20 protein-coding genes are annotated in these 26560 nt (G+C 64.7%); 19 read left to right on the plus strand and 1 reads right to left on the minus strand.

Going from position 1 to position 26560, the window contains the following annotated elements; translation table 11 throughout:
- Positions 1–43: 43 nt before the first annotated feature.
- The 19 genes from uvrA (at position 44) to FG94_RS26140 (ending at position 25450) form a co-directional block, all read left to right on the plus strand.
- Positions 44–2611 carry an excinuclease ABC subunit UvrA gene (gene uvrA, locus FG94_RS17625; RefSeq protein ID WP_036214285.1) on the plus strand — a complete coding sequence of 856 codons (2568 nt, stop codon included), beginning with the start codon at positions 44–46 and terminating at the stop codon, positions 2609–2611.
- Positions 2612–2735: 124 nt separating this feature from the next.
- Positions 2736–6203 carry a response regulator gene (locus tag FG94_RS17630; RefSeq protein WP_036214287.1) on the plus strand — a complete coding sequence of 1156 codons (3468 nt, stop codon included), beginning with the start codon at positions 2736–2738 and terminating at the stop codon, positions 6201–6203.
- Between the two features lie 8 nt (positions 6204–6211).
- Entirely contained in the window at positions 6212–7054 is an 843-nt protein-coding gene (locus FG94_RS17635) for a protein-glutamate O-methyltransferase CheR (RefSeq protein WP_036214288.1), read from the plus strand.
- Entirely contained in the window at positions 7051–7668 is a 618-nt protein-coding gene (locus tag FG94_RS17640; RefSeq protein WP_152571023.1) for a chemotaxis protein CheB, read from the plus strand. The genes FG94_RS17635 and FG94_RS17640 overlap by 4 nt, the downstream gene beginning before the upstream one ends.
- Positions 7665–8879 (plus strand): hybrid sensor histidine kinase/response regulator, encoded by a 1215-nt coding sequence (locus tag FG94_RS17645; protein ID WP_036214289.1) that lies wholly within the window; start codon positions 7665–7667, stop codon positions 8877–8879. The genes FG94_RS17640 and FG94_RS17645 overlap by 4 nt, the downstream gene beginning before the upstream one ends.
- Before the next feature lie 293 nt (positions 8880–9172).
- The gene (ahpC, locus tag FG94_RS17650) at positions 9173–9736 is read left to right on the plus strand and encodes an alkyl hydroperoxide reductase subunit C (protein ID WP_027864232.1); all 564 of its coding nucleotides are present in this window, start codon (positions 9173–9175) and stop codon (positions 9734–9736) included.
- Between the two features lie 117 nt (positions 9737–9853).
- The gene (ahpF, locus tag FG94_RS17655; RefSeq protein WP_036214291.1) at positions 9854–11437 is read left to right on the plus strand and encodes an alkyl hydroperoxide reductase subunit F; all 1584 of its coding nucleotides are present in this window, start codon (positions 9854–9856) and stop codon (positions 11435–11437) included.
- Between the two features lie 95 nt (positions 11438–11532).
- Entirely contained in the window at positions 11533–12111 is a 579-nt protein-coding gene (locus FG94_RS17660; protein ID WP_036214293.1) for an XRE family transcriptional regulator, read from the plus strand.
- A complete protein-coding gene (locus FG94_RS17665; RefSeq protein WP_036214295.1) occupies positions 12108–12635 on the plus strand; it encodes a GNAT family N-acetyltransferase in 528 nt (175 codons plus the stop codon). Before FG94_RS17660 ends, FG94_RS17665 begins: the two co-directional genes overlap by 4 nt.
- Before the next feature lie 81 nt (positions 12636–12716).
- Positions 12717–13193, plus strand: coding sequence for a hypothetical protein (locus FG94_RS26135; RefSeq protein WP_051996887.1), 477 nt, complete (start codon positions 12717–12719; stop codon positions 13191–13193).
- Positions 13194–13334: 141 nt separating this feature from the next.
- Positions 13335–13688 (plus strand): hypothetical protein, encoded by a 354-nt coding sequence (locus FG94_RS17675; protein WP_036214297.1) that lies wholly within the window; start codon positions 13335–13337, stop codon positions 13686–13688.
- Between the two features lie 229 nt (positions 13689–13917).
- Positions 13918–14655 carry a LemA family protein gene (locus FG94_RS17680; RefSeq protein ID WP_036214298.1) on the plus strand — a complete coding sequence of 246 codons (738 nt, stop codon included), beginning with the start codon at positions 13918–13920 and terminating at the stop codon, positions 14653–14655.
- Complete coding sequence (locus FG94_RS17685; RefSeq protein WP_051996888.1) at positions 14652–16403, plus strand: MAG1210 family protein; 1752 nt, start codon at positions 14652–14654, stop codon at positions 16401–16403. The genes FG94_RS17680 and FG94_RS17685 overlap by 4 nt, the downstream gene beginning before the upstream one ends.
- Before the next feature lie 350 nt (positions 16404–16753).
- Entirely contained in the window at positions 16754–18460 is a 1707-nt protein-coding gene (locus FG94_RS17690; RefSeq protein ID WP_036214299.1) for an ATP-dependent DNA helicase RecQ, read from the plus strand.
- 27 nt (positions 18461–18487) lie between these two features.
- On the plus strand, positions 18488–19546 hold the full coding sequence (locus FG94_RS17695; RefSeq protein WP_036214300.1) for a ligase-associated DNA damage response exonuclease: 1059 nt from the start codon (positions 18488–18490) through the stop codon (positions 19544–19546).
- Entirely contained in the window at positions 19539–21173 is a 1635-nt protein-coding gene (locus FG94_RS17700) for an ATP-dependent DNA ligase (RefSeq protein WP_051996889.1), read from the plus strand. Before FG94_RS17695 ends, FG94_RS17700 begins: the two co-directional genes overlap by 8 nt.
- The gene (locus FG94_RS17705; protein ID WP_036214302.1) at positions 21170–23632 is read left to right on the plus strand and encodes a ligase-associated DNA damage response DEXH box helicase; all 2463 of its coding nucleotides are present in this window, start codon (positions 21170–21172) and stop codon (positions 23630–23632) included. The genes FG94_RS17700 and FG94_RS17705 overlap by 4 nt, the downstream gene beginning before the upstream one ends.
- Positions 23629–24279 (plus strand): ligase-associated DNA damage response endonuclease PdeM, encoded by a 651-nt coding sequence (gene pdeM / locus FG94_RS17710; protein WP_036214303.1) that lies wholly within the window; start codon positions 23629–23631, stop codon positions 24277–24279. Before FG94_RS17705 ends, pdeM begins: the two co-directional genes overlap by 4 nt.
- A gap of 88 nt (positions 24280–24367) precedes the next feature.
- The gene (locus FG94_RS26140) at positions 24368–25450 is read left to right on the plus strand and encodes a glycine zipper 2TM domain-containing protein (RefSeq protein ID WP_051996890.1); all 1083 of its coding nucleotides are present in this window, start codon (positions 24368–24370) and stop codon (positions 25448–25450) included.
- 81 nt (positions 25451–25531) lie between these two features.
- Here FG94_RS26140 and FG94_RS17720 read toward each other — a convergent pair whose 3' ends face one another.
- A complete protein-coding gene (locus tag FG94_RS17720; RefSeq protein ID WP_036214305.1) occupies positions 25532–26326 on the minus strand; it encodes a Crp/Fnr family transcriptional regulator in 795 nt (264 codons plus the stop codon).
- Between the last annotated feature and the right edge of the window lie 234 nt (positions 26327–26560).

Consider the following 26560-nt stretch of genomic DNA (forward strand, 5'->3'; position numbering starts at 1 on the left):
GTCGGCTGTAATACGGGATCGACCTCACGATGCCGGGGAAATCATGCGCGACAAGCCGACGGGCCACAAGCACGACCATTCTTCCACCGCGGGCGAAAGCCGCGCAGGCTACGTCCGGGTGCGCGGCGCCCGCGAACACAACCTGAAGAACGTCGACGTCGACATCCCGAGGGGCAGCCTGGTGGTGTTCACCGGCGTGTCCGGCTCGGGCAAGTCCTCGCTCGCCTTCGGCACCCTGTACGCGGAAGCCCAGCGCCGCTACCTGGAGTCGGTGTCGCCCTATGCGCGCCGCCTGTTCCACCAGATGCCGGTGCCCGAGGTCGACGAGATCGACGGCCTGCCGCCGGCGGTGGCCTTGCAGCAGCAGCGCGGTTCGCCCACTGCGCGTTCTTCGGTGGGGAGCGTGAGCACGCTGTCGAATTCCCTGCGCATGCTGTATTCGCGCGCCGGCGACTATCCGCCCGGGCAGGAACTCTTGTACGCGGAATCCTTTTCGCCGAACACGCCGGAAGGCGCCTGCCCGCAGTGCTCGGGCCTGGGCCGGGTCTACGAAGTGACGGAACAATCGCTGGTGCCGGACGATTCGCTCACCATCCGCGAGCGCGCGGTGGCGGCCTGGCCGCCGGCCTGGCATGGCCAGAACCTGCGCGACATCCTCGTCACCATGGGCTACGACGTCGATACCCCCTGGCGCGACTTGCCGAAGAAGGACCGCGACTGGATCCTGTTCACCGACGAGACCCCGACCGTGCCGGTCTACGCCGGCCTCACGCCCAAGGAAACGAAGGCGGCGCTCAAGCGCAAGGACACGCCCAGCTACCAGGGCACCTTCACCGGCGCGCGCCGCTACGTGCTGCAGACCTTCGCCAATACCGAAAGCGCCTCGATGAAGAAGCGCGTGGCGCGCTACATGGTCTCGACCGAATGCCCGCAGTGCCGCGGCAAGCGCCTGCGCCAGGAAGCGCTGTCGGTCACCTTTGCCGGCATCGACATCATGGAATTGTCGCGCATGCCGCTGGCGCGGCTCAGCGAGCTGTTGCAACCCTACGCGGCCGGCGAAGCGGCCAAGGACAAGACGCGCGCCAGGGAGCACCCCGAACAGATGATCGTCACCCAGCGCATCGCCCAGGACCTGTGCGCGCGCCTGCGCGTGCTGCTCGACCTGGGCCTGGGCTACCTGGCGCTGGACCGCAGCACGCCGACCCTGTCGCCGGGCGAGCTGCAGCGCCTGCGCCTCGCGACCCAGGTGCGTTCGAACCTGTTCGGCGTGGTCTACGTGCTGGACGAGCCTTCGGCCGGCCTGCACCCGGCCGATACCGAAGCCTTGCTCGATGCGCTCGCCCAGTTGAAGAGCGCGGGCAACTCGCTGTTCGTGGTCGAGCACGCGCTCGACGTGATCCGGCAGGCCGACTGGATCGTCGACGTCGGGCCGCAAGCGGGCGAGAAGGGCGGGCAGGTGCTGTACAGCGGCGAGCCCGACGGTTTGAAGAAGATCGCCGATTCGCAGACGCGGCGCTACCTGTTCAACGAAGCGCCACTGGAAAAACGCGCGCCGCGCCAACCGGTCGGCTGGCTGCGCCTGGAGGGCGTGCGCCGCAATAACCTCGACGGGGTCAAGGCCGACTTCCCGCTCGGCGTGCTGACGGCGGTCACCGGCGTGTCCGGTTCCGGCAAGTCGAGCCTGGTCAGTCAGGTGCTGGTGGAGCTGGTAAGCAGGGCCCTCGGCCAGGGCGCGCCGGAGGCCGATACCCCGGAGGCCGAAGAACCGGGCCTGGAACAGGAAGCCGCCTTGCCGCTCGAAGGGCGCATCGTCGCCGGCATGGAGGGAATACGGCGCATGGTGCGGGTCGACCAGAAGCCGATCGGCCGCACCCCGCGTTCCAACCTGGCCACCTATACCGGCCTGTTCGACCAGGTGCGCAAGCTGTTCGCCGCCACGCCGGACGCGAAGAAGCGCCGCTATGACGCCGGCCGCTTCTCCTTCAACGTGGCCAAGGGGCGCTGCGAGCACTGCGCCGGCGAGGGCTTCGTCATGGTCGAGCTGCTGTTCCTGCCCAGCGTGTATGCGCCATGCCCGACCTGCGAAGGCGCGCGCTACAACGCCAAGACCCTGGAGGTGCGCTACCGCGGCAAGAACATCGCCGAGGTGCTGGGCATGACGGTGGGCGACGCTATTCGCTTCTTCGAGGGCGAGCCGCTGGTCGAGCGCTCGCTCGAGGTGCTGCGCGAAGTCGGCCTGGACTACCTGCGCCTGGGCCAGCCGGCGACCGAACTGTCGGGCGGCGAGGCGCAGCGCATCAAGCTGGCGGCCGAGCTGCAGCGCGCCGGGCGCGGCAACACCCTGTACGTGCTGGACGAGCCGACCACCGGCCTGCACCCGCGTGATGCCGACCGCCTGGTGGCGCAATTGAACCGCCTGGTCGACGCCGGCAACACGGTGATCGTGGTCGAGCACACCATGCGCGTGGTGGCGGGCTGCGACTGGGTGATCGATGTCGGCCCGGGAGCGGGCGACGAGGGCGGGCAACTGATCTGCGCCGGGCCGCCGCAAGAGGTGGCGCGTTGCAAGACCAGCCGCACGGCGCCGTATCTTGCGATCCACCTCGCATAAAAAATTCGTTGGAATCTAATTTCCGTATTAACAATTGCGATGTCGATCATTCATCCAATTGTGTGACGGAAAATACGACCATGCATTACACTTGGGATATTTTTTTCCCAACTTTTCGTCACGCATGGCCGGCCCTTCCATCGATAATTCACAATTTCGCCGCATCCTGAGCCGCAACGTCGCCCTGCCGCTGGGAATGAGCGTCGTCACCGCGATCGTGTTCGTCGGCATCATCGCTTACCTGATCAATGTCCTGAACCGGGTCGAGCATTCCGAGCGCGTGATCGGCAGCACCCAGGAAACCAGCAAGCTGGTGGCCGAGATGGAAACCGGCATGCGCGGCTACCTGCTGGCCGGCGACGAGGCTTTCCTGTCTCCCTATCTGCTGGCGCTGCAGCGCGTGCAGAACGGCTTGCTGGGCGTGGCCGAGATGGTGTCCGATAATCCGCAGCAGGTCGAGCGGGTCAAGCGCATCCAGGCGGCGCAGACGCAATGGAAGGACTACGCGTCCGAGATGATCGAACGGCGCCGCCGCAACGATCCGGCCTACCTCGACGCGGTGCGCAGCGGCCGCGGCAAGATCCTGACCGACGAGATCCGCCGCACCTACGACGAATTCCTCGAGGTCGAGCGGCGCCTGCTGCGCGATCGCAACGACGAGGCGCGCCGTGTCACGACCTGGTCGGTGATCTCCTTCCTGCTTCTCAGCCTGCTGGTCGGCGGCGGCCTGGCCATGTTCGGGCGCCGCCAACTGGTCATGCTGTCGAATTCCTACCAGGAGACGCTGGAGCACGAGGCCGAGCACAACGCCCAGCTGCGCCACCAGGACTGGCTGCGTTCCGGCCAGACCGAGCTGGCCGCGCTGAGCGCCGGCATCCATTCGCTGGAACCGCTGGCCGACGCCGTGCTGGGCTACCTGATCCGCTACCTGGACGGTGCGGTTGCATCCATGTACGTGAACGGCGAGGACGGCGTCCTGCGCCGCATCGGCGCCTACGGCTTCGCCTTCGACAAGGCCGACGACGCCCAGGTGATCATGCCGGGCCATTCGCTGGCCAGCCGCGCGGCGATCGAGGGCCGCCTGCTGGTGCTGCAGGACCTGCCGGACGGTTACATCAAGGTCGCCTCGAGCCTGGGCGACGCGCCGCCGCGCGAACTCGTGATCTCGCCGGTGCACAACCACGGCAAGATCAAGGGCGTGATCGAGATCGGCTTCCTGCATCCCGTGACCGCGCGCGACCGCGAGTTCATGGAACTGATCGCCCCGGCGGTCGGCGCCTCGATGGCGGCGGTGCTGTACCGCCTGCGCCTGCAGCATGCGCTGGAAGAGACCCAGACCCTGAACGAGGAACTGCAGGTCCAGCAGGAAGAGCTGCGCACCGCCAACGAGGAGCTGGAAGAGCAGTCGCGCGCGCTGGAAGAATCGCAGACCGCGCTGGAAAACCAGCAGTCCGAGCTGCGCGCCACCAACGACCAGCTGGCCGAGCAGGCGCTGAACCTGGACATGAAGAACGCGGCCCTCACCGGCGCCCAGGACCAGCTGCGCCAGCGCGCGCTGGAGCTGGAGCGCGCCAGCCGCTACAAGTCCGAATTCCTGGCCAATATGTCGCACGAGCTGCGCACGCCGCTCAACAGCTCGCTGATCCTGGCCAAGCTGCTGGCCGACAACGCCAGCGGCAACCTCAATGACGAGCAGGTGCGCTTCGCCCAGACCATCTACTCGGCCGGCAACGACCTGCTGCACCTGATTAACGACATCCTCGACATCTCGAAGGTCGAGGCGGGCAAGCTCGAGCTGGTGCCGGAAGAGGTGCCGCTGCGCCGCATGGTCGAGGGCCTGGCGCGCACCTTCGAGCCGCTCGCACGCCAGAAAACGCTCGAGTTCAGCGTGACGATCGACCCGAACGTGCCGGCCGCCATCACCACCGACCGCCAGCGCGTCGAGCAGATCCTCAAGAACCTGCTGTCCAACGCGGTGAAGTTCACCGATCGCGGCGCCGTCCGCATGACGGTGGGCGTGACGCCCGAGGGCTGGGTGCAGTTCGGGGTGCGCGACTCCGGCATCGGTATCGCCCAGGACCAGCAGGACAAGATTTTCGACGCCTTCCACCAGGCCGACGGCACCACCAGCCGCCGCTTCGGCGGCACCGGCCTGGGCCTGTCGATCTCGCGCGACCTCACCAACCTGCTGGGCGGCACCCTGAGCGTGTCGAGCCAGCCGGGCGAGGGCAGCCTGTTCACCCTGAGCCTGCCGCGCAGCGGCGCGGTGGCGGCCACCCCGCCGGCGGCGCCGGCCCTGAATGCCCCGCAGCCGGCCCCGCTGGCGACGCCGGCGCCGACCAGTGCTCCGGCATCGATGGAGCCGGCCGCCAGCTTCGCGGACGACCGCGACCTGCCTGCCGCAGGCACCCGTACCGTGCTGGTGATCGAGGACGAACCCGAGTTCGCGCGCATCCTGTTCGACCTGGCGCACGAACTCGACTACCGCTGCCTGGTGGCGCTGAGCGCCGGCGAAGGCCTGGCGCTGGCCGCCAGCCAGAAGCCGGACGCGGTGCTGCTCGACATCCGCCTGCCGGACAGCTCCGGCCTGTCGGTGCTGCAGCAGCTGAAGGACAACCCGGCCACCCGCCACATCCCGGTGCACATCGTCTCGAGCATGGAAAACGGCGGCGAGGCCCTGCACCTGGGCGCGATCGGCTATGCGCTGAAACCCACCAGCCGCGAGCAGCTGGAAGAGGTGTTCCGCAAGCTGCAGGAAAAATCGAGCCAGAAGATCAAGCGCGTGCTGCTGGTCGAGGACGACGAGCGCCAGCGCGAGAGCGTGGTGCAGCTGATCGCCGACACCGATGTCGAGATCCGGGCGGTCGGCATGGGCGGCGACGCCCTGGCCCTGCTGAAGGAGCAGATCTTCGACTGCATGATCATCGACCTGAAACTGCCCGACATGCAGGGCGGCGAGCTGCTCGAGCGCATGGCCAGCGAGGAAGTCTGTTCCTTCCCGCCCGTGATCGTCTACACCGGCCGCAACCTGACCCGCGACGAAGAGGCCGAGCTGCTCAAGTATTCGCGCTCGATCATCATCAAGGGCGCGCGTTCGCCCGAGCGCCTGCTGGACGAGGTGACCCTGTTCCTGCACAAGGTGGAAAGCGAGCTCTCGTCCGAGCGCCAGACCATGCTCAAGGCCGTGCGTGGGCGCGACCGCGTGTTCGAAGGGCGTACCATCCTGCTGGTGGACGACGACGTGCGCAACGTGTTCGCGCTGACCAGCGCGCTCGAATCGCGCGGCGCCAAGGTCGAGGTGGGCCGGAATGGCTTCGAAGCCATCGCCAAGCTCGACGAGGTGCCGGGCATCGACCTGGTGCTGATGGACGTGATGATGCCGGGCATGGACGGGCTGGAAGCGACCCGCCGCATCCGCGCGGACGGCCGTTTCGACCGCCTGCCGATCATCGCGATCACGGCCAAGGCGATGAAGGACGACCAGGAGCAATGCCTGGCCGCCGGCGCCAACGATTACCTGGCCAAGCCGATCGACCTCTCCCGCCTGTACTCGCTGCTGCGGGTGTGGATGCCGACACTGGAGCGCATTTGAGCACGCCAATGAGCCCCATCGATCCGACCCCGCCGGACGACTTCGACATCGAGCTGAAGATGCTGGTGGAAGCCGTCTACCTGAAGTACAACTACGACTTCAGGGACTATACGGGTGCGTCGCAGAAGCGCCGCATCCTGGTGGCCATGCGCGAGATGGAGTGCGACACCGTGTCCGCGCTCCAGGCCAAGGTGATGCACGAGCCGGACGGCTTCGCCCAGCTGCTCCAGTACCTGACGATTCCGGTCACCGAGATGTTCCGCGACCCGGAATACTGGCTGGCGCTGCGCGAGCACGTGGTGCCTTTCCTGAAGACCTATCCCTCGCTGAAGGTATGGGTGGCCGGCTGCAGCACCGGCGAAGAGGTGTATTCGCTGGCCATCATGCTGCAGGAAGAAGGCCTGCTCGACCGCGCCATCATCTACGCCACCGACATCAACCCGGAATCGCTGGAGGCCGCGCGGCGCGGCGTGTTCAACCTCGAACGCATGCGCCTGTACACCGAGAACTACCAGAAGGCCGGTGGCAAGCGCGCTTTTTCCGACTACTACACGGCGGCCTACAGCGGGGCGCTGTTCGACCGCGCCCTGGTCGAGAACGTCACCTTCGCCGACCACAGCCTGGCCACCGATACCGTGTTCTCGGAAACCCATTTCGTCAGCTGCCGCAATGTGCTGATCTATTTCAACCGCAAGCTGCAGGACCGTGCGCTCGGGCTGTTCCACGAATCGCTGTGCCACCGCGGCTTCCTGGGCCTGGGCAGCAAAGAGAGCATCGATTTCTCCAGCTATGCCGACCGCTTCGACGTACTGGCCCGGCGCGAGCGCATCTACCGCAAGGGTGCGCTGTGAGCATCCCGGCGAGCGCCCTGGCGGACATTGGCGCGGCCCTGCGCGGTCGCCGCGTGGAGCTGGTCGTCATCGGCGGTTCGGCCGGCGGCGTCGATGCCCTGATTGGCCTGCTGCCCTCCATTCCGGCCACTTTCCGCGCTACCGTCGTGTGCATCCTGCACGTGCCGCCCGACCGCGACAGCCGCCTGGCCGAGCTGTTCGAGCTGCGCGCTGCGCTGCCGGTGCGCGAGGCGCGCGACAAGGAGCAGCTGGAACCCGGCGTGATCTATTTCGCCGGATCGGGCTATCATCTGTCGGTCGAGCGCGACCGCTGCTTCTCGCTCAGCTGCGAGCCGCCGGTGCAGTTCGCGCGCCCGGCGATCGATGTGCTGATGGAGTCAAGCGCCGACGCCTATGGCCCGGCGCTGGCCGGCATCCTGCTGACCGGCGCCAACCATGACGGCGCCGACGGCATGTGCCATATCCGCGAGCGCGGCGGGCTGACCGTCGTGCAGGACCCTGGAGAGGCCCAGGCCAGCGCCATGCCGATCGAGGCGATCCGGCGCTGCGCGCCCCATCTCGTGCTGCCGCTGTCCGGTATCCGGACACTGCTTCCCATGCTGAGGAACTTATGAGCCTGCAAGACCCTAGCAAACTTTTGATCGTCGACGACCTGCCGGAGAACCTGCGCGCCCTCGATGCCCTGATCCGCGGCGAAGGACGCCTCGTCTACCAGGCTTCCTCGGGCGAGGAAGCGCTGGCGCTGATGCTCGAGCACGACTTCGCGCTGGCCATCCTCGACGTCCAGATGCCGGGCATGGACGGCTTCGAACTGGCCGAGATGATGCGCTCCACGTCGCGCACCCGCGCCATCCCGATCGTGTTCGTGTCGGCCGCCGGCCGCGAGCTGAACTACGCCTTCAAGGGCTACGAGACCGGCGCCGTCGACTTCCTCTACAAGCCGCTCGACTCGGACGCGGTGCGCAGCAAGGTCAATGTGTTCGTCACGCTCGACCAGCAGCGCCGCCAGATGCAGCGCCAGATGGCCGCGATCGAGCGCAGCCGCCAGGAACAGGAAACCCTGCTGCGCGAACTGAACCAGACCCAGGAAGAGCTGCAGCGCTCGCTGCGCATGCGCGACGAATTCATGTCGCTGGTGGCGCACGAGCTGCGCACGCCGCTCAACACCCTGTTCCTGGAAGCGCAGATGCGCAGCCTGCAGCTCAAGCGCGGCACCTTGGCCACCATCAAGCCCGACCAGTTCGAAGCGATGATCAAGCGCGACGAGCGCCAGATCAAGGCCATGATCCGCCTGATCGACGACATGCTCGACGTATCGCGCATGCGCAGCGGCCAGCTGTCGATCCGCCCGGGGCAGGTACAGCTGATGGACCTGCTCGAGCGCGTGGTCAGCGACCTGTCGCTGCAGGCGGCGGCCACCGGCTGCAAGCTGTCCCTGCAGCCGCATCCGCCGGTGGAGGGCTGCTGGGACGAGTTCCGCATCGAGCAGGTGGTGGTCAACCTCTTGACCAATGCGCTGCGCTACGGCGGCGGGCAGCCGGTCGAGGTGAGCGTCCAGTACGCCGCCGACACGGTGCGGATCGACGTGCGCGACGAGGGCAAGGGCATCGCCCAGAGCGACCTGGAACGCATCTTCGAACCCTACGAGCGCGGCGCGCGCAACGGCGAGCCGAAGGGCCTGGGCCTGGGCCTGTACATCTCGCGCCAGCTGGCGATCTCGCACGGCGGCGAATTGCGCGTGAGCAGCAAGCCGGGGGAGGGCTCGACCTTCTCGCTGATCCTGCCGACCTGCGAGCAGACGGTGCAGGCAGCCACCACCGCTTGATCTCTTCTATATCGTGGGATGGGCGGCGTTGCCGCCCATCCCACGAAACCATCCTGTAACACGGCCCACGTATCCTCCTCAATCGAAGCGTGGGTTGCATCACGCTGTCGTTTCGTCCACACTCACAGATTGGGCTGGCTTGCCGGCTCGATAATCCCTTCAAGGGGAGAGCAATACTTGCTTGATAGTTAAAATCAATCGGCAGTATCGTATCAATCAATTTCACAAAAGACGCTCAGGTCGGTACACTGGCGTCTATCAAATCTTTTAACCACCCGAAAACAGGAGATTACATGTCCCTCATCAACACCCAGATCAAGCCGTTCAAAGCCACCGCTTACCACAACGGCAAGTTCATCGATCTGACGGAAGAGAACTTCAAGGGCACCTGGTCGGTTCTGATGTTCTACCCGGCTGACTTCACCTTCGTCTGCCCGACCGAACTGGAAGACCTGGCTGCCTTCCAGCCTGAATTCGAGAAGATGGGCGTGAACGTCTACGGCGTGTCGACCGACAGCCACTTCGCCCACAAGGCATGGCACGACACCTCGGACGCCATCAAGAAAGTGAACTACCCGCTGATCGGCGACCCGACCGGCACCCTGTCGCGCAACTTCGAAGTCATGATCGAAGAAGAAGGCATGGCACTGCGCGGCACCTTCGTGATCAATCCGGAAGGCCAGATCAAGGTCATGGAAGTGCACGACAACGGCATCGGCCGCGACGCGTCGGAACTGATGCGCAAAGTCAAGGCTGCCCAGTACGTCGCTTCGCACCCGGGTGAAGTGTGCCCGGCCAAGTGGACCGAAGGCGCAGAAACCCTGACCCCGTCGCTGGACCTGGTCGGCAAGATCTAATTTAGCAGCAAGGTAGTACTGTCCCGGGCCGCCCTGGCGGCCCGGTTCATTTCAGGGATCCGTTTTTGGTCCCGGGCATCGCTTTATATTAATAACGTCATAGTCAAGGAAAACATCATGCTGGACGCAACCCTCAAGAAGCAGTTGCAGGCCTATCTGGAAAAAGTGGTGCAGCCGATTGAGCTCGTTGCATCGCTGGATGATTCGCCGAAAGCGCGCGAAATGGATGAACTGCTCCGCGAAATCGCCGCGTTGAGCGACAAGATCACCGTGCGCACCGACGGCAGCAATGCCCGCAAGCCTTCGTTCTCGATCAAGCGCGTGGGCACCGATATCGCCGTGGATTTCGCCGGCATCCCGCTCGGCCACGAATTCAGCTCGCTGGTGCTGGCGCTGCTGCAGGTGGGCGGTCACACGATCAAGCTGGACCAGGCTGTCATCGACCAGATCAAGAACCTGGACGGCGACTACGTATTCGAAACCTTCATCTCGCTGAGCTGCCATAACTGCCCGGAAGTGGTGCAGGCCCTCAACGCGATGTCGGTCATCAACCCGCGCATCAAGGTCGTCGCCATCGACGGCGGCGTGTTCAAGAGCGAAGTCGAAGCGCGCCAGATCATGGCGGTACCGATGATGTTCCTGAATGGCCAGCACTTCGGCCAGGGCCGCACCAGCGTGGAAGAGATCCTGTCGAAGATCGACACCGGCGCCGGCGCCCGCAAGGCCGCCGAGCTGAACCAGAAAGACCCGTTCGACGTGCTGATCGTCGGCGGCGGTCCTGCCGGCGCGGCCGCGGCGATCTACGCCGCCCGCAAGGGCATCCGCACCGGCGTGCTGGCCGACCGCTTCGGCGGCCAGGTGCTGGACACGCTCGCCATCGAGAACTTCGTCTCGATGAAGGAAACCGACGGCCCGAAGTTCGCCGTCGCCCTGGAAGAGCACGTCAAGCACTACGAAGTCGACATCATGAACACCCAGCGCGCCAACAAGCTGGTCGAAGGCAAGATGATCGAGGTGCACACCGAAACCGGTGCGGTATTGAAGAGCAAGTCGGTGATCATCGCCACCGGCGCCCGCTGGCGCGAGATCAACGTGCCGGGCGAGCGCGAGTACCGCAACAAGGGCGTGGCCTACTGCCCGCACTGCGACGGCCCGCTGTTCAAGGGCAAGCGCGTGGCCGTGATCGGCGGCGGCAACTCGGGCGTGGAGGCGGCGATCGACCTGGCGGGCATCGTCAAGGAAGTGACCCTGATCGAGTTCGGCGCGGAACTGCGTGCCGATGCGGTCCTGCAGCGCAAGCTCTACTCGCTGAAGAACGTCACCGTGATCAAGTCGGCGCAGACCACCGAGATCCACGGCGACGGCAAGATCGTCAACGGCCTGTCCTACAAGGACCGCAACAGCGGCGAACTGAAGCGCGTCGACCTGGAAGGCGTGTTCGTCCAGATCGGCCTGGTGCCGAACGCCGAATGGCTGAAGGGCACGCTGGACCTGTCGGCGCACGGCGAAATCGAAGTCGACGCCAAGGGCCAGACCTCGATCCCGGGCGTGTTCGCGGCCGGTGACGTGACCACGGTGCCGTTCAAGCAGATTGTGATCGCGGTGGGCGAGGGCGCCAAGGCATCGCTGGCGGCCTTCGACTACCTGATGCGCCTGCCGGTGGAAGAAGAAAGCACTGCCGAGGAAGCCAAGGCAGCCTAAGCAACATCGGAACGCCATTCCCGTCACGGGGATGGCGTTTTTTTACGGCTGCGAAATCCAGTTTTCTGGATGATTGAATCCAGTATAATGGATTCATGGACATCAACGAACTGATCTCCCGCCGCGTGCGGATCCTGCGCGAGGAACGGGGCTATTCACTGGCCACCCTTGCCGAGCTGAGCGGGGTAGGCCGCTCGACCATCTCCCTGATCGAGCGCGGCGAGAGCAGCGCCACCGCCACCGTGCTCGACAAGCTGGCCACCGCCCTCGGCGTCCCGCTGGCGGCGCTGTTCGAGCAGGGCGGCGACGGCGATAGCGCGCCGTCACCGGTCTCCCGCGCCGCGGACCAGCTGGTGTGGACCGATCCCGTCAGCGGCTACCAGCGCCGCCACCTGTCTCCCGCGGCGCCTTCGCCCATCCAGCTGGTCGAGGTCGCATTCCCGGCCGGGCAGCGAGTGGCCTTCGACACCTCGATGCGCGACGCCGACATCCAGCAGCAGGTGTGGATGATCGACGGAGAAATGGACATCACGGTCGGCGACGCCCGCTGGCAGCTGGCGACCGGCGACTGCCTGGCGATGCGCGTGGACCGGCCGGTCAGCTTCCACAACCCCGGCAGCAAGGATGCGCGCTACCTGGTGGCGCTGGTGACGTCGAACAGGAGGACCCCATGAGCGACCACCTGATCGTGCGGCGCCTCGGCGGTAGGGAAGCCGCGGCTGCCGTCGAGGCGCTGGCGGACGTGCTCGTCGATTGCGTCGAAGGCGGCGCTTCCGTGAGCTTCATGCTGCCGCTGGCGCGCGAGAAGGCGCTGGCCTTCTGGCGTGGCGTGGCCGACGGCGTCGCACGCGGCGAGCGCGCCTTGCTGGTGGCCGAAGACACGCAAGGTGCGATCGTCGGCACCGTGCAGCTGGTGATGGCGATGCCCGACAACCAGCCGCACCGGGCCGACGTTGCCAAGATGCTCGTGCACCGCCGCGCGCGCCGCGCCGGGGTGGGGCGGCGGCTGCTGACGGCGCTCGATGAGGTGGCGAAAGAGGAGGCGAAAACCGTACTGGTGCTCGATACGGTCACCGGTGGCGACGCCGAGCGCCTGTACGAGCGGGCCGGATGGCAGCGCGCCGGCGTGGTGCCGAAGTTTGCGCTCATGCCCGACGGCGAACTTTGCGCGACGACCTTCTTCTACAAGCATCTTTGAAACCCTCATTCCTGTGAGAATTGAGGAGAATCGGTACAAAAAATCCTTGTAAGCTGGCCGCTCATCCATACGAGCACGACCATGATATCGACGCGTTTCGCTTTGTGCTGGGCTTTGCTCGGCATTTTCCGGCCGGATGCCGCGGCCCAATCGCAGCTTCCGGCGCCAAATCGCACGATCTATAAATGCCAGGTCAAGGGCACAGTCAGTTATTCGGACGAGCCATGCGTCGGCGCGCAGCGGCTTGATGTCGTGCCGACCCGGGGTGCGGACCGCTTGTCCGGATCGAGGAGGATCGGAAACGACGTCGCAAACGAGATCCGTTCCGAGCAATTTGCGCATGCCGTCAAACCGCTGACAGGCATGAGTCCGTCCCAATTCGCTACCGCGACCCGGCGTCATCACCTGGATGCTGCATCGCAGAGCGAATGCCGCCAGCTCGAAGCGGCCATCCTTACCTCCGAACAGGCGGAGCGGAGCGCTGGCGCCGGGATGATGGAATCGATTCGCCAGGATCTTTTCTCGCTTCGCAAGCGCTACAAAAAACTGAGATGTTAGGCTCCGGTATTACCTGATTTGACCCATGCAAAAGCTAACGAATTGTCACTCCGGGAAATAAAACAACAACAACTTAAGTTGCTTGTTGGAAATAATGGAGGGTGCCAGTATCATATGGTCTTTCCTGACCAGTGAAGTGCCATGAAAGACATTTTTGCTAAAACTTTCGGCGGTTTGACCAAGCAATACCTTGCGCGCCAACTCTTCTTCGGCGTTGCCATGGCCGCCTTGTTCATCACGATGATGCAGAACCAGCCGAACGGCATTGGCGTTGGTGGCATGTGCATGTTCGTACTGAATGCGGGACTATACCCATATTCCCGCTTCGTTTATGAAAGCATTATCGATTTCATCGTTGGCGAGAACTTTTTCCTCCTGCCTGCGATTCCAATGCTGCTTGCAAAATGCTTCACGATGCTGATGTGCTTCGCCGCGGCTCCGCTCATCGCGCCGCTCGGTCTCGCCTATCTGTATTTCCGTCATAGCCGCAGGTAATTCCCACAATCCTGCACTTTTTCGGCTCCTGGTTGCACTGACCAATCGATGCAATCAAGGGTTGGGACATCGGCATCGTCACGCTTGATGGTTCTCATCGCGAGATATCTCGACAACGAATCTAATTAGAAGAATTGACACAGCGCGCTGACACTTCGCTCCGCTGCTAAGGCGCCCCGAACTATTTTGCAACCGAGCGGAGTACGCTCAAGATATAGGATTTTCAAGCATGGCAAACGATTTAGATGAAGTGACCGGCCTCACCAACGAAGAGGGGCGCGACGTCAACGTCATCAGCAAGCAGATTCCCGTTCAGATCGGCATCGGCTCGCTGGTCTTTGAAATCGCCCTGTGGACGGTGCTTCCCATAATCGGGGCGCTGGCGCTGCTGACCGATGCGCTGCCACGAAACTACAGCCTTGGGCTCCTGGTGCTGGGTGCCCTGCCGGGCTTGATCTTCCAGTTCATGAAAGTGTCCGCTCTGGCGTACCTGCGCAAGCTGCAGCAGAAAATCCAGGCCGATGCCTCGCAGATCGACAATTACCTGGAGCAGCGCGTCGTCGTGTTGAACAACGTCGTCGGCCTCGTCGCGAAAGCGATCGATCTCGACAAGGACGTCATGAAATCCGTAGCGGCATTCCGGAGCGGACACAACGCCGATGTGGAACGCAATCAGGCTTCCCAGAAGATCGACGGTATTTTTTCCCGCATCAATTTTGCATGCGAGGCTTATCCGGACTTGAAGGCCCAAGCCGTCATCGCAGACGCCATGCGCCAGAACAGCTATCTTCAAAAGGAAATTACGGCAGCACGAACGCTGTATAACGATACCGTCGGCATGTGGAACCAGGACGTCTTTGCCTGGCCGACCAAGCAGATTGTCGCGGCGCGGGCAGGCTATACCACCCGCATTCCTTTCACTGCCTCGGCTGAAACGAAGGCTGCCGCCCGGAGCGTCTTCTTTTGATCGACGACGTCCATGAGCCGCTGGAGCAGTATTGCTCCCATTTCAAGACTGCTCACGTCAACAATACATCGGATTTTTTCGAAAACCTCGTGCGTCGCTCCGGGGTGGACGAGAACGCCAACACCAAGACAGTGCAGGAACTGCGCGAGCTCGAGAAGCAGGCTGCGGGCACTGGTTCCACCAACAAATGGTGGCGCTTCCTGCGCGGGGTCACCATCGCGTCGGCAGTGCTGGTGGCGCTCTATATTTACGCCCATTACTGGTGGCCATGGCTTACGGTTCCGGCGATCGTGTTGGTACCTGCGATGCTGTTTCTGAACCGCGTCATCAAGGACTCCGACGCGCGGTTGAAGCGGCTGCGGGAGGCCTGCGACGAGAAACGTGCCGTGGCGTGGGGCCAAATGGCGCCACTGAACCGCCTGTTCGACTGGGATATTGTAGCGAAGCTGATGCAAAGCACGGTGCCACGCATTGCATTCGACACGTATTTCAGCAATGGCCGCATGGAAGAGTTACGTAACAGCTTCGGATGGTCCGGCCATCTGGGCGACCCCCACTCCATCGTGTTCTCGCACAGCGGTGTACTGAACGGTAACCCGTTCATCCTTGCGCGAACGCTGTCGCACTGGATGGGCAGCAAGACCTACCATGGCTCCCTCGACATCACATGGACCGAACAGTACCGTGATTCACAAGGAAAATGGCAAACGAGAACCCGCCACGAGACTTTGCGCGCGTCGATCGAGCGTCCGTTTCCCGAGTATGAAAACCAGACGTTTATCGTCTATGGCAATGAAGCGGCGCCCGACCTTGTATTCAGCCGCAAGCCTTCGGCACTCTCCAAGCTGGACGACGGTTTGTTCGACAAATGGCGGACGAATCGCGCCATCAAGAAGCTGGAAGCGAAGTCCCGCGAGGTCGGCGAGGGAAAAACCTTCACGGTCATGGCCAACCGGGAGTTCGACGCATTATTCGATGCCACGAACCGCAATCACGAAGTGCAGTTCCGCCTGTTGTTCACGCCGCTGGCGCAGCAGGAAATGCTGAAGCTGCTCAAGGATAGCCAGGCCGGTTTTGGTGACAGCTTCGTGTTCGAAAAAACGCACATGATCAATATCGTGGAACCAGGGCATATGCGCCAGACCGATATTAGCGGCGATCCCGAAAAATTTCATGACTACGAACTTGCCCGCGCACGAAGGTTTTTCAACGGCTACCACAACGATTTCTTCAAATCGTTCTACTTCGGGATTGCGCCGCTGCTTGCCATCCCCTTGTATCAGCAGCATCGCCCGCATTCGGATATTTACAAGGACACTTATTCACACAAACCCTGCTTCTGGGAGCATGAAGCGATTGCCAATTACCACGGCGAGGCGGCATTCAATCATCCCGAGTGCGTTACCCGGAGCATCCTGAAGACATCCCTGCAACACGAGGCCGATGGATCACAGAAAGTGCGGGTAAAGGCCAGCGGCTTCGGAAGCGTCGAGCGTATCCACCATGTTTCGGTTCGCGGGGGAGACGGCCGCTCGCATCAGGTTCCGGTTCGCTGGGACGAGTATTTCGAGGTGGAGAACAGCGTCGACATGCTGGTGCAGGAAACGGCTCCCCCACGCGAAGCCTCAGGTGACGCTACCAGCGACAGCAATCAAGCCGCATTGCCACCGGCGTTTTCTCAGCGAGGCATCGATGCCGGCAGAGCCGTTCTGCGTCGGTCGATTGTTTCGGCGGTCTTGCCCGGATAAGGCAAGTAAATCAGTGGAAGGCCACGAGCAGGGCGCCGGTCAGCGCTTCGGTCTCGAGCAGCAGCCAGGTGGCCGCACTGGCCAGTGCCAGGTGGACTGCGGTCCAGGTCATTGGGTGACGGCGTGCCATGATGAGACTCCCTGATCGGTTGGATTCGTAGTGATGATGGTGTCATCTTAGTCACTCCTCTCGACGGTAACCATCGGCAAAACCTCCGTGGGTTTGTAGGAGTAAACCTTGTGACATTGTCACGATGAATTTTGTTATGCGACTTAGTTGAGCTCCTACGGGAGAGCTAGGCTGCGTCCTATAGGTGCGGTGATGCGGCGGGCATAGAGTAGCCTCCATCATGACCCGACACGAACCCACACTCCTGCACCGCGGCCTGCTCGCCGTGCGCCGCAATACCATCCGCCGCCTGCTGCGTTCCACCTTCGGAATCGAACAGCTGCGCGACGGCCAGCAACGCGTCATCGACAGCGTCCTCGACGGCAAGGACACGCTGGCGATCATGCCCACCGGCGGCGGCAAGTCGCTGTGCTACCAGATCCCTGCCAAGATGCTCGAGGGGATCACCATCGTCGTCTCGCCCCTGATTTCCCTGATGAAGGACCAGCTCGAAAAACTCGAGGAGCTGGGCATCCGTTCGGTCCAGGTCAACAGCAGCCTGAACGCCGAGGAAGAGGCGGCCGCGATCGAGGCGATCGCCAGCGAAGCCTGCGAGATCGTGTTCTGCACCCCGGAACGCCTGGTCTCGCCCGAATTCATCGCGGTCCTCCAGCAGGTCACGCTCGACATCGTCGTGGTCGACGAAGCCCACTGCATCTCGCAATGGGGCCATGATTTCCGCCCGGCTTACATCGGCCTTTCCGCCGCCCTCGACGCCCTCGGCAAGCCGCCGGTGCTGGCCCTGACGGCGACCGCGACCGACGAGGTCATGGCCGACATCGGCAAGCAGCTGGGCCGCAAGCTGAACGTCATCAATACCGGCATCTACCGGCCGAATTTGCACTACAGCGTGGTCCAGGTGACCAATCCCCAGGAAAAGCTGACGCAGGCACGCAAGCTGGTGCAGGAAACGGAAGGAACCGGCATCGTCTACGCCGCCACCGTCAAGATGGCCGAAGAGATGCTGGCGGTGCTGGAAGAGGCCGGCGAATCGGTCACGATCTACCACGGCAAGCTGTCCAGCGCCGAGCGCAAGCTGAACCAGGACCTGTTCATGGACGGCGAGCGGCGCGTGATGGTCGCCACCAATGCCTTCGGCATGGGCATCGACAAGAGCGATACCCGCTTCGTGATCCACCTGCAGATTCCGGCCAACCTCGAATCCTATTACCAGGAATCGGGCCGCGCCGGACGCGACGGGCTGGACGCCAGCTGCACGCTGTTGTTCCTGCAGGACGACAAGCGCATCCAGCAGTTCTTCCTGTGCAAGCACTATCCGGCGGCCGCCGAGCTGCAGACGGTCTACACCGTCGTGCGCGAGCTGGCGCAAGAGGCTCCCGTCACCACCGCGCGCCTGGAAGAAGCGTTGGAAGAGGCGGGCGAAGCCAAGCTCAAGGTGTGCATCAAGCTGTTGAAGGATGGCAAGCTGCTGCGCCAGAACCGCAAGCTCGAATACCTGCCGACCAAGGCGGAGCCTGACCCGCAAGTGTTCGGGCAATTGGCGGAGGTATATGTTCAGAAGGCTGAACGGGACCGCGAAGCGCTCGAGCAGATGGTAGGCTATGCGGTAAGCGGCTTCTGTCGCTGGAAGCTGTTGCTGGATTACTTTGGCGACGAAGTCGAGGGCTTCAAGAAGTGCTGCAAGTGCGACAACTGCCTGAACCCGCCGGCGCTGGCGCTCGACGAGATCGAGATCCGCGACGACGAGTTCGACCGCGAGCCGGCGCCCGAGCCTGCTGGACCGAAGTTCGAGGTCGGCAGCCGCGCCAAGGCGCCGAAGCATGGCGAAGGCGTGATCGTCGCCGTCGCAGGAAGCCAGGTGACACTGGAATTTCCCGACCAGGAAGAACCGCGAACCTTCCTGGCCGAGTTTCTCGAGCCGGCATAAACCGCGCATTTACTGTGAAGGGACCGCATGGGGGACATGGTCGTCGTCCGCAAGGAAGGTTTGTATTGCGTACCTGGAGGGTTCTACATCGACCCCTGGCGCCCGGTCGACCGGGCCGTGATCACGCATGCCCACGGCGACCATGCGCGCTACGGCCACGGGCATTACCTGGCAGCCGCGCCCGGCGTGGGCGTGCTCACATCGCGCCTGGGCGACATCCACGTGCAGGGCCTGGAATACGGCGAAAGCATTACCCATAATGGCGTCACCATCTCGCTGCACCCGGCCGGCCACGTGCTTGGCTCGGCGCAAATCCGCATGGAGTGCGGCGGCGAGGTCTGGGTCGCCTCCGGCGACTACAAGGTCGAGCCGGACAAGACCTGCGCGCCCTTCGAACCGGTGCGCTGCGACACCTTCATCACCGAATCCACCTTCGGCCTGCCGATCTACCGCTGGGACCCCGAGCAGCAGGTCATCGACGAGATGAACGCCTGGTGGCGCCGCAATGCCGAGGAGGGGCGCTGCAGCGTGGTGTTCGCCTATGCCTTCGGCAAGGCCCAGCGCATCCTGTCGCGCCTGGATCCTTCGATCGGGCCGATCGTCTGCCATGGGGCGGTGGAGCCGCTCAACCGGGTCTACCGCGCCGGCGGGGTCGAGCTGCCGGAGACCGTCATGGTCAGCGAGATCGAGAAAGCGGCCTTGCGGCGCGCGATCGTGATCGCGCCGCCGTCCGCCAGCGGCTCGCCCTGGATGAAGCGCTTCGGCGACTACAGCGATTCCTTCGCCAGCGGCTGGATGCTGCTGCGCGGCGCACGGCGGCGGCGCGGCGTCGACCGCGGCTTCGTGCTGTCCGACCATGCCGACTGGCCCGGCCTGATGAGCGCCATCAAGGCCACCGAAGCCCAGCAGATCATCGTCACCCACGGCTCGATTCCGACCATGGTGCGCTGGCTGTGCCAGAACGGGCTGGATGCCAAGGGTTTCGATACCGAATACGGCGACGAGGAAGAAGACGAGGCGACTGCGCCGGCCGGCGCGGCGGCGAACAAGGCGCCGCAGGAGGCGCAGGGAGAGCCCGATGCGTGAATTCGCCCGCCTCTACGCCGAACTCGACGAAACCACCTCCACCACCCGCAAGCTCGACGCCCTGCAGTCCTATTTCTCGCACGCCGCCCCCGAAAACGCGGCCTGGGCCGTGTACTTCTTGGCCGGAGGAAAACCCCGGCAAGCCGTACCAACGAAGTTGCTGCGCCAGTACGCGATCGAGTACGCGGGCCTAGACGAGTGGCTGTTCGACGAGTCCTACCATGCGGTGGGCGACATGGCCGAGACCATCGCCCACATCCTGCCGCCGCCAAGCCGGCGCAGCGACGTCGGCCTGGCCGAATGGATGGAGCAGCGGATCGGCCCGCTGCGCGGCGCCGACCCGGGCACGATCAAGGAGGCCTTGTACGCGGCCTGGGATGAACTCGACTGGCGCGAACGCTTCCTGTTCGTCAAATTGATCGGCGGGGGCTTCCGCGTCGGCGTATCGCGCCTTTTGGTCACGCGCGCGCTGGCGGCGATTGCCGCCGTCGACAGCAAGCTGATCGCCCAACGTTTGATGGGCTGGACCGACAACTCCGTTAGACCAACCGCCACCAGCTTCCTGCAGCTGATCGCCGCGCAGTCCGACGAGGAACACAAGCTGCGCGGCGGCCAGCCCTATCCCTTCTTCCTGGCGCACCAGCTGCAGGGCGAGCCTGCCGCTTTAGGCGAAATCGACGACTGGCAGGTGGAGTGGAAGTACGACGGCATCCGCGCCCAGCTGGTGCGCCGCGGCGGCCAGAACTTCCTATGGTCGCGCGGCGAAGACCTGATCACCGAGCGCTTTCCCGAGCTGGCCAATGTGCGCATCCCGGAAGGGACGGTGCTCGATGGCGAAGTCCTGATCTGGCAGCCCGGCGTCGATGCCCCCGCGCCCTTTGCCGACCTGCAGAAGCGCATCGGCCGCAAGACTTTAAGCGCCAAGCTCTTGAGCGAACTGCCGGCGGTGCTATGCTGCTACGACCTGCTCGAATTCGGCGGCGTCGACCTGCGCGCGCTGCCCCAGCACGAGCGGCGCGCGCTGATGGAAACCGAGGTGGCGGCGATCGACCTGCCGCAACTGCGCCTCTCGCCCGTGATCCGGGCCGACAGCTGGGAAGAGCTGGCCGGCTTGCGCAGCGAATCGCGCGCGCGCGGCGTCGAAGGCATGATGCTCAAGGCGAGGAGCGCCCAGTACGGCGTGGGCCGCACCAAGGACGTCGGCACCTGGTGGAAGTGGAAGATCGATCCCTACACGGTGGACGCGGTGCTGATCTACGCCCAGGCCGGCAGCGGCCGCCGCGCCTCGCTCTACACCGACTACACCTTCGCGGTGTGGGATGGGGAGGGCGGAGAACGCAAGCTGGTCCCCTTCGCCAAGGCCTATTCCGGGCTCACGGACGCCGAGATCCGGCAGGTCGACAATGCGGTGCGCAAGACCACCATCGAGAAATTCGGGCCGGTACGCTCGGTGAAGCCGACCATGGTGTTCGAGATCGGCTTCGAGGGCATCGCGCTGTCGACCCGCCACAAGGCCGGCATCGCGGTGCGCTTCCCGCGCATCCTGCGGCGCCGCTTCGACAAGCCGGTCGAGGAGGCCGATACCCTCGACACACTGAAAGGCCTGCTGGCCGCGGCTGGTGCATGAGCAAGAATCCTGTTACCGAACGCATCGACGCCTGGTTCGCCGCGCGCGGCTGGACCGTGTTCCCCTTCCAGCGCAAGGTGTGGACAGCGGCGCTGAAAGGCCAGTCCGGCCTGCTGCATGCGAATACCGGCGCCGGCAAGACCTTTGCCGTCTGGTTCGCGGCCCTGCAGCGCGCCGGCCTCAAGACCGGCCGTCACACGGCCGGCCTGCGCGTATTATGGATCACTCCGATGCGCGCCCTGGCCGCCGATACCATGCGCGCGCTGGAAGAGTCGGCTGCCCAGCTCATGCCCGAGTGGCAGGTGGGCGCGCGCACCGGCGACACCGGCTCGGCCGAGCGGGCGCGCCAGACGCGCAAGATGCCGGCCGCCCTGGTGACCACGCCCGAGAGCCTGTCGCTGATGCTCAGCCACGCTCAAGCCGCCGAGCAGTTCAAGCACCTGGACATGATCGTCATCGACGAATGGCATGAACTGATGGGCAGCAAGCGCGGCGTGCAGGTGCAGCTGGCGCTGGCGCGCCTGCGCCGCTGGCGCCCGGAACTGCTGGTGTGGGGCGTCTCGGCCACCATGGGCAACCTGGACCTGGCGCGCCAGGTGCTGCTCGGTGGTGACGAGGGCGTGCTGGTCGAAGGCGACCTGCGCAAGAGAATCGAGGTCGATTGCCTGATCCCCGAAAACGTGGCGCGCTTTCCATGGGGCGGCCACATGGGCCTGCAGATGCTCGGTCCCGTGATCCGCGAGATCGAGCAGCACGAAGCGACCCTGGTGTTTACCAATACCCGCGCCCAGTCCGAGATCTGGTACCAGAACATCATCGACGAGCGCCCCGATTGGGCCGGCATCGTCGCGCTGCACCACGGCTCGCTCGACCGCGAGGTGCGCGAATGGGTCGAGATGGGGCTCAAGAAGGGCGAGCTGAAGGCGGTCATCTGCACCGCCAGCCTGGACCTGGGCGTGGACTTCCTGCCGGTCGAGCGTGTGCTGCAGGTGGGCAGCGCCAAGGGCATCGCGCGCCTGCTGCAGCGCGCCGGGCGCAGCGGCCATGCGCCGGGGCGAGTCTCGCGCGTGACCCTGGTGCCGACCAACAGCCTGGAACTGCTGGAGGCGGCCGGCGCCAAGAAGGCGGTGGCGGCGCGGCGCATCGAGGGCCGCTACGTGCCCAACAAACCCTTCGACGTGCTGGTGCAGCACCTGGTCACGGTGGCGCTGGGCGGCGGTTTCATTTCCGGTGAGCTGTACCAGGAAGTCAGGCGCGCCTGGTCCTACCGCAACCTGGACGAGGAAGAATGGCAATGGGCGCTCGATTTCGTCGCGCGCGGCGGCCAGAGCCTGCTGGCCTATCCGGAATACCGGCGCGTGCTGCCGGACGAGGAGGGCGTCTACCGGGTGCCGGATACGGCGATCGGACGGCGCCACCGCATGGGCATCGGCACCATCGTGTCCGATTCCACCATCTCGGTGAAGTACATGAGCGGGGGCCGCATCGGCAGCGTCGAGGAATCCTTCATCTCGCGCATGAAGCCCGGCGACCACTTCCTGTTCGGCGGGCGCATCCTGGAATTCGTGCGCGTGCACGAGATGACGGCATTCGTCAAGCGCGCCACCAGCAACCGGGGGGCGATCGCGCGCTGGGGCGGGGCCAAGATGCCGATGTCCTCGGAGCTGGCCCATGCGGCGCTGGAGGAGCTGCGCCTGGCCTCGCAAGGCATTTACGACAGCCCGGAGATGGAGGCGATCCGGCCGCTGATCGAAATCCAGTGCCGCTGGTCGGCGCTCCCGACCAACGAGACCCTGGTACTGGAGAGCATGAAGAGCCGCGAAGGCTGGCACCTGTTCGTCTATCCCTTCGCGGGGCGTTCGGTGCACATGGGACTGGCCTCGCTGTTCGCCTATCGGATCGGGCGCATGCAGCCCTCGACCTTCTCGATTGCGATCAACGACTACGGGTTCGAACTGCTCACGCCCGAGCCGGTCAACTGGCAGCGGATCTTCGGGGCCGACATGGGCCTGGATGTGGACCTGTTCAGCACCGACTGCCTGCTGGAGGACGTGCTGGGCAGCCTGAATGCGACCCAGCTGTCGCAGCAGCGCTTCCGCGAGGTGGCGCGCATCGCCGGCCTGGTGTTCCAGGGCTATCCCGGCCAGCCGAAGTCGAACCGCCAGCTGCAGGCTTCGTCCTCGCTGTTCTTCGAGGTCTTTCGCAAGCACGATGCGGGCAACCTGCTGCTCACCCAGGCGCAGCGCGAAGTGCTGGAGCAGGAGCTGGAACTGACGCGCCTGCGCGAGACGCTGGTCGAACTGCACGGGCGCCGCGTCGCCTACCGCGAGGTCAAGCGCGCCACGCCCTTCGGTTTCGCCCTGATGGTCGAGCGCTTCCGCGAGAAGGTCAGCACCGAGAAGCTGTCCGACCGCGTCGCCCGTATGGTGCGCGAACTCGAAAAGGCGGCAGCGGCATGAGCAGCGTCTCGCTCCGTGTCGCCGGCGAGACGCTCCTGCTGCTGCCGGAAAAGGCGCTGTACTGGCCGCATGAAAAGATGCTGGTCATCGCCGACATCCACTTCGGCAAGGCGGCGGCCTTCCGCGCCCTCGGGGTGCCGGTGCCGCGCGGGACCACCACCGAGAACCTGGCAGGGCTGGACGCCCTCATCGGGGCGCATGGGGCGCGCCACGTTGTTTTCCTGGGCGACTTCCTGCATGCGCGCGCGGCCCATGCCAGCGCCACCCAGCAAGCCATGCTGGCCTGGCGCGAACGCCGCCGCGACTTGCAACTGACGCTGGTGCGCGGCAACCACGACCGCCACGCGGGCGACCCGGCCGCGGCGCTGCGCATCGACCTGGTGGACGAGCCGCACGCGCTCGGCCCCTTCGCCTTCTGCCACCACCCGGATCTCGCCACCCCGGGCTACGCCCTGGCCGGCCACATCCATCCGGTTTACGTGCTGGCGACCCGTTTCGATGCGCTGCGCCTGCCGTGCTTCGTGGTGGGGCAGGACCGCATGATCCTGCCATCCTTCGGCGCCTTCACCGGCGGCCATGCGATCCGCCCGGAACCGGGCGACAGCATCTACGTGACGTCGGGAGACGCCGTTCACTGCGTACGATAGCGTACCGACCCCCTGTCGTGCTGGGGCGACAATTCCCTGTAGATAAAGAGGTGATCCTGTACTGCCAATCGACAAGGGGGGCGAAGCCATGGTTTTCAGTAAGCTGCTGCAGGCCGCGTTCGCTGCGGCAATCATGCTTGGACCGGTCCTGACGGGTAGCGCTACCGCCCAGGCTCAGCAATCTCAGAGCCGCGCCTACGGGCCCGTCATCAACGGATTCAACGTGGAAGAAGTGCGCCGCCTGACGCCCGGCGTCGAGCTGCATTTCGACCTGTACGGCAGCCCCGGCGGCATCGCCACCCTGCGCATCGACGGCGCCACCCGCAACCTGAACCTGACCGAAGTCGAGCCTGGCCAGTACACCGGCACCTATACCATCGGCACCCACGACCGCATCCGTCCGGAAAGCGGCGTCACCGCCAACCTGCGCCTGGGCAACCAGGTTGCCACCAGCCTGCTGAGCGAGTCGCTGCTGCAGCCGAACGCGCCGCGCCAGCAGCGCGGCCAGCTGGCCAGTAACCTGGTGATCGAGCGCTTCAACGTGCAGGGGAGCCCAGACCTGAGCCCGGGCAATGAATTGCGCTTCACCGTGTTCGGCACGCCGGGCGGCCGTGCGGAAGTGTCGATTGCCGGCGCGCGCGGCGTGTTCTTCCTGCCGGAAGTGCGGCCGGGCGAGTACGACGGCGTGTACACCATCCGCAACGCCGACCGCATCGCCCCGGACAGCCGCGTGACCGCCACCATTCGCGCCGATGGCCGCTACACCACCTCGGTGCTGGGCCGTCCGCTGCTGGCGGGTGTGCGCGTCAGCGAACCGCGCCAGGCGCGCTACTGCACCAACTGCGCCACCGTGGAGGCGGTGAACGTAATCGAAGTGTCGGGTAATGGCAACTACCTGGGTACCGCGGGCGGCGCCGTCATCGGCGGCCTGCTCGGCAGCCAGGTCGGCAGCGGCAGCGGCCGTACCGCGGCCACGGTGGCCGGCGCAGTGGCCGGCGGCCTGGCAGGACGCAATGTCCAGCGCAACATGAACCGCAGCCAGCGCTACGAAGTCGTGGTGCGCTATGCGACCAGCGGGGCAACCCAGACGCTGCAGTTCGAGAACGATCCGGGCTTCCGCCAGGGGGATCGGGTGCGGGTGAACAATGGGGTGTTGTCGCGGGATCAGTGACCTACAGAAAAACGACACCAAAAAACACAAGGCCGGCGCCCCTGAGGGAACCGGCCTTGTTGTTTTTCAGCTACGAACTGTTCAGGCGGTGGCCAGGACTTGATCGTCACCCGGCTGCTCGCTCTCGGCCTTCTGCTTGGCGCCCCCCTTGGTGCGCGAGCGCGAGGGCGGCAGGCGGCGCAGGGTCTTGAGGGCTTCGGCGTCCTTGATGCCGATGGTGCGCTGATCGACGGTGATCAGGCCGATCTCGTTGAAGGCCGACAGGGTGCGGCTGACGGTTTCCAGGGTCAGCCCGAGGTAGCTGCCGATCTCGTGGCGGGTCATGCGCAGGTTGAACAGCTTGCTCGAGTAGCCCATCGCGGCGAAGCGGTCGGCCAGCGAGACCAGGAAGCGGGCCACGCGCGCTTCGGCCGAGAGGGCGCCGAGCATGCCGATCATGGTCTGCTCGCGCACCAGTTCGCGGCTCATGACGCCGTACATCATGTTCTCGAGCTCGGCGTGGACGCGGCCGAGAGCGGTGAGTTTCTTGAACGGCAGCAGGATCAGGTCGCAGTCGGACAGGGCCACCGCTTCCGAGGCGTAGTGGCGGGTGTGGATGCCGTCCACGCCCAGCATGTCGCCCTTCATCGGGAAGCTCAGCACCTGTTCGTTGCCGAACTCGTCGATGAGTACGGTTTTCAGGAAGCCCGAGTTGACGATGTACAGGGTGTCGAAGGCCTGGCCGATGGTGTGGACGCGCTGGCCGGTCTTGAACTGGACATGCTGGAACAGCAATTCTTCGGAGGTCACCGAGACGCTGGCCGGGATGCGGAGCAGGTCGCAGACTTCCTTGAGGTTGGACCAGAGGCGGCCCGGGCGCTGGCGGCCGGCTTCCATGGGGGAGTGCATGGTCGGCTGGGTGACGTTGCGTTGTTCTGACGTTGGCTGGGACTGCATGCTCATCTCCAGGTGAAAGACTCAGGGTTTCGGCGACCACGGGGCGGAGCATCTGGCTCACGCTGGGACTTGGATCGCAAGCAAGTCGAAACGCTGAATTCAGTATGCCAACACGAGTCCGGCACGGATATCAGCGATGGCTGAATATGTAGGTAGGAAGGCTGACAGGCTTGT

The sequence above is a fragment of the Massilia sp. LC238 genome, assembly GCF_000735635.1.
Taxonomy (GTDB): Bacteria; Pseudomonadota; Gammaproteobacteria; order Burkholderiales; family Burkholderiaceae_D; genus Telluria; species Telluria varians.

Excerpts from the sequence above, each read along its gene's own strand:
- uvrA (WP_036214285.1), top strand. The coding sequence starts at position 44 with ATGCGCGACAAGCCGACGGGCCACAAGCACGACCATTCTTCCACCGCG.
- FG94_RS17630 (WP_036214287.1), top strand. The coding sequence starts at position 2,736 with ATGGCCGGCCCTTCCATCGATAATTCACAATTTCGCCGCATCCTGAGC.
- FG94_RS17635 (WP_036214288.1), top strand. The coding sequence starts at position 6,212 with ATGAGCCCCATCGATCCGACCCCGCCGGACGACTTCGACATCGAGCTG.
- FG94_RS17645 (WP_036214289.1), top strand. The coding sequence starts at position 7,665 with ATGAGCCTGCAAGACCCTAGCAAACTTTTGATCGTCGACGACCTGCCG.
- ahpC (WP_027864232.1), top strand. The coding sequence starts at position 9,173 with ATGTCCCTCATCAACACCCAGATCAAGCCGTTCAAAGCCACCGCTTAC.
- ahpF (WP_036214291.1), top strand. The coding sequence starts at position 9,854 with ATGCTGGACGCAACCCTCAAGAAGCAGTTGCAGGCCTATCTGGAAAAA.
- FG94_RS17660 (WP_036214293.1), top strand. The coding sequence starts at position 11,533 with ATGGACATCAACGAACTGATCTCCCGCCGCGTGCGGATCCTGCGCGAG.
- FG94_RS17665 (WP_036214295.1), top strand. The coding sequence starts at position 12,108 with ATGAGCGACCACCTGATCGTGCGGCGCCTCGGCGGTAGGGAAGCCGCG.
- FG94_RS26135 (WP_051996887.1), top strand. The coding sequence starts at position 12,717 with ATGATATCGACGCGTTTCGCTTTGTGCTGGGCTTTGCTCGGCATTTTC.
- FG94_RS17675 (WP_036214297.1), top strand. The coding sequence starts at position 13,335 with ATGAAAGACATTTTTGCTAAAACTTTCGGCGGTTTGACCAAGCAATAC.
- FG94_RS17680 (WP_036214298.1), top strand. The coding sequence starts at position 13,918 with ATGGCAAACGATTTAGATGAAGTGACCGGCCTCACCAACGAAGAGGGG.
- FG94_RS17690 (WP_036214299.1), top strand. The coding sequence starts at position 16,754 with ATGACCCGACACGAACCCACACTCCTGCACCGCGGCCTGCTCGCCGTG.
- FG94_RS17695 (WP_036214300.1), top strand. The coding sequence starts at position 18,488 with ATGGGGGACATGGTCGTCGTCCGCAAGGAAGGTTTGTATTGCGTACCT.
- FG94_RS17700 (WP_051996889.1), top strand. The coding sequence starts at position 19,539 with ATGCGTGAATTCGCCCGCCTCTACGCCGAACTCGACGAAACCACCTCC.
- FG94_RS17705 (WP_036214302.1), top strand. The coding sequence starts at position 21,170 with ATGAGCAAGAATCCTGTTACCGAACGCATCGACGCCTGGTTCGCCGCG.
- pdeM (WP_036214303.1), top strand. The coding sequence starts at position 23,629 with ATGAGCAGCGTCTCGCTCCGTGTCGCCGGCGAGACGCTCCTGCTGCTG.
- FG94_RS26140 (WP_051996890.1), top strand. The coding sequence starts at position 24,368 with ATGGTTTTCAGTAAGCTGCTGCAGGCCGCGTTCGCTGCGGCAATCATG.
- FG94_RS17720 (WP_036214305.1), bottom strand. The coding sequence starts at position 26,326 with ATGGAAGCCGGCCGCCAGCGCCCGGGCCGCCTCTGGTCCAACCTCAAG.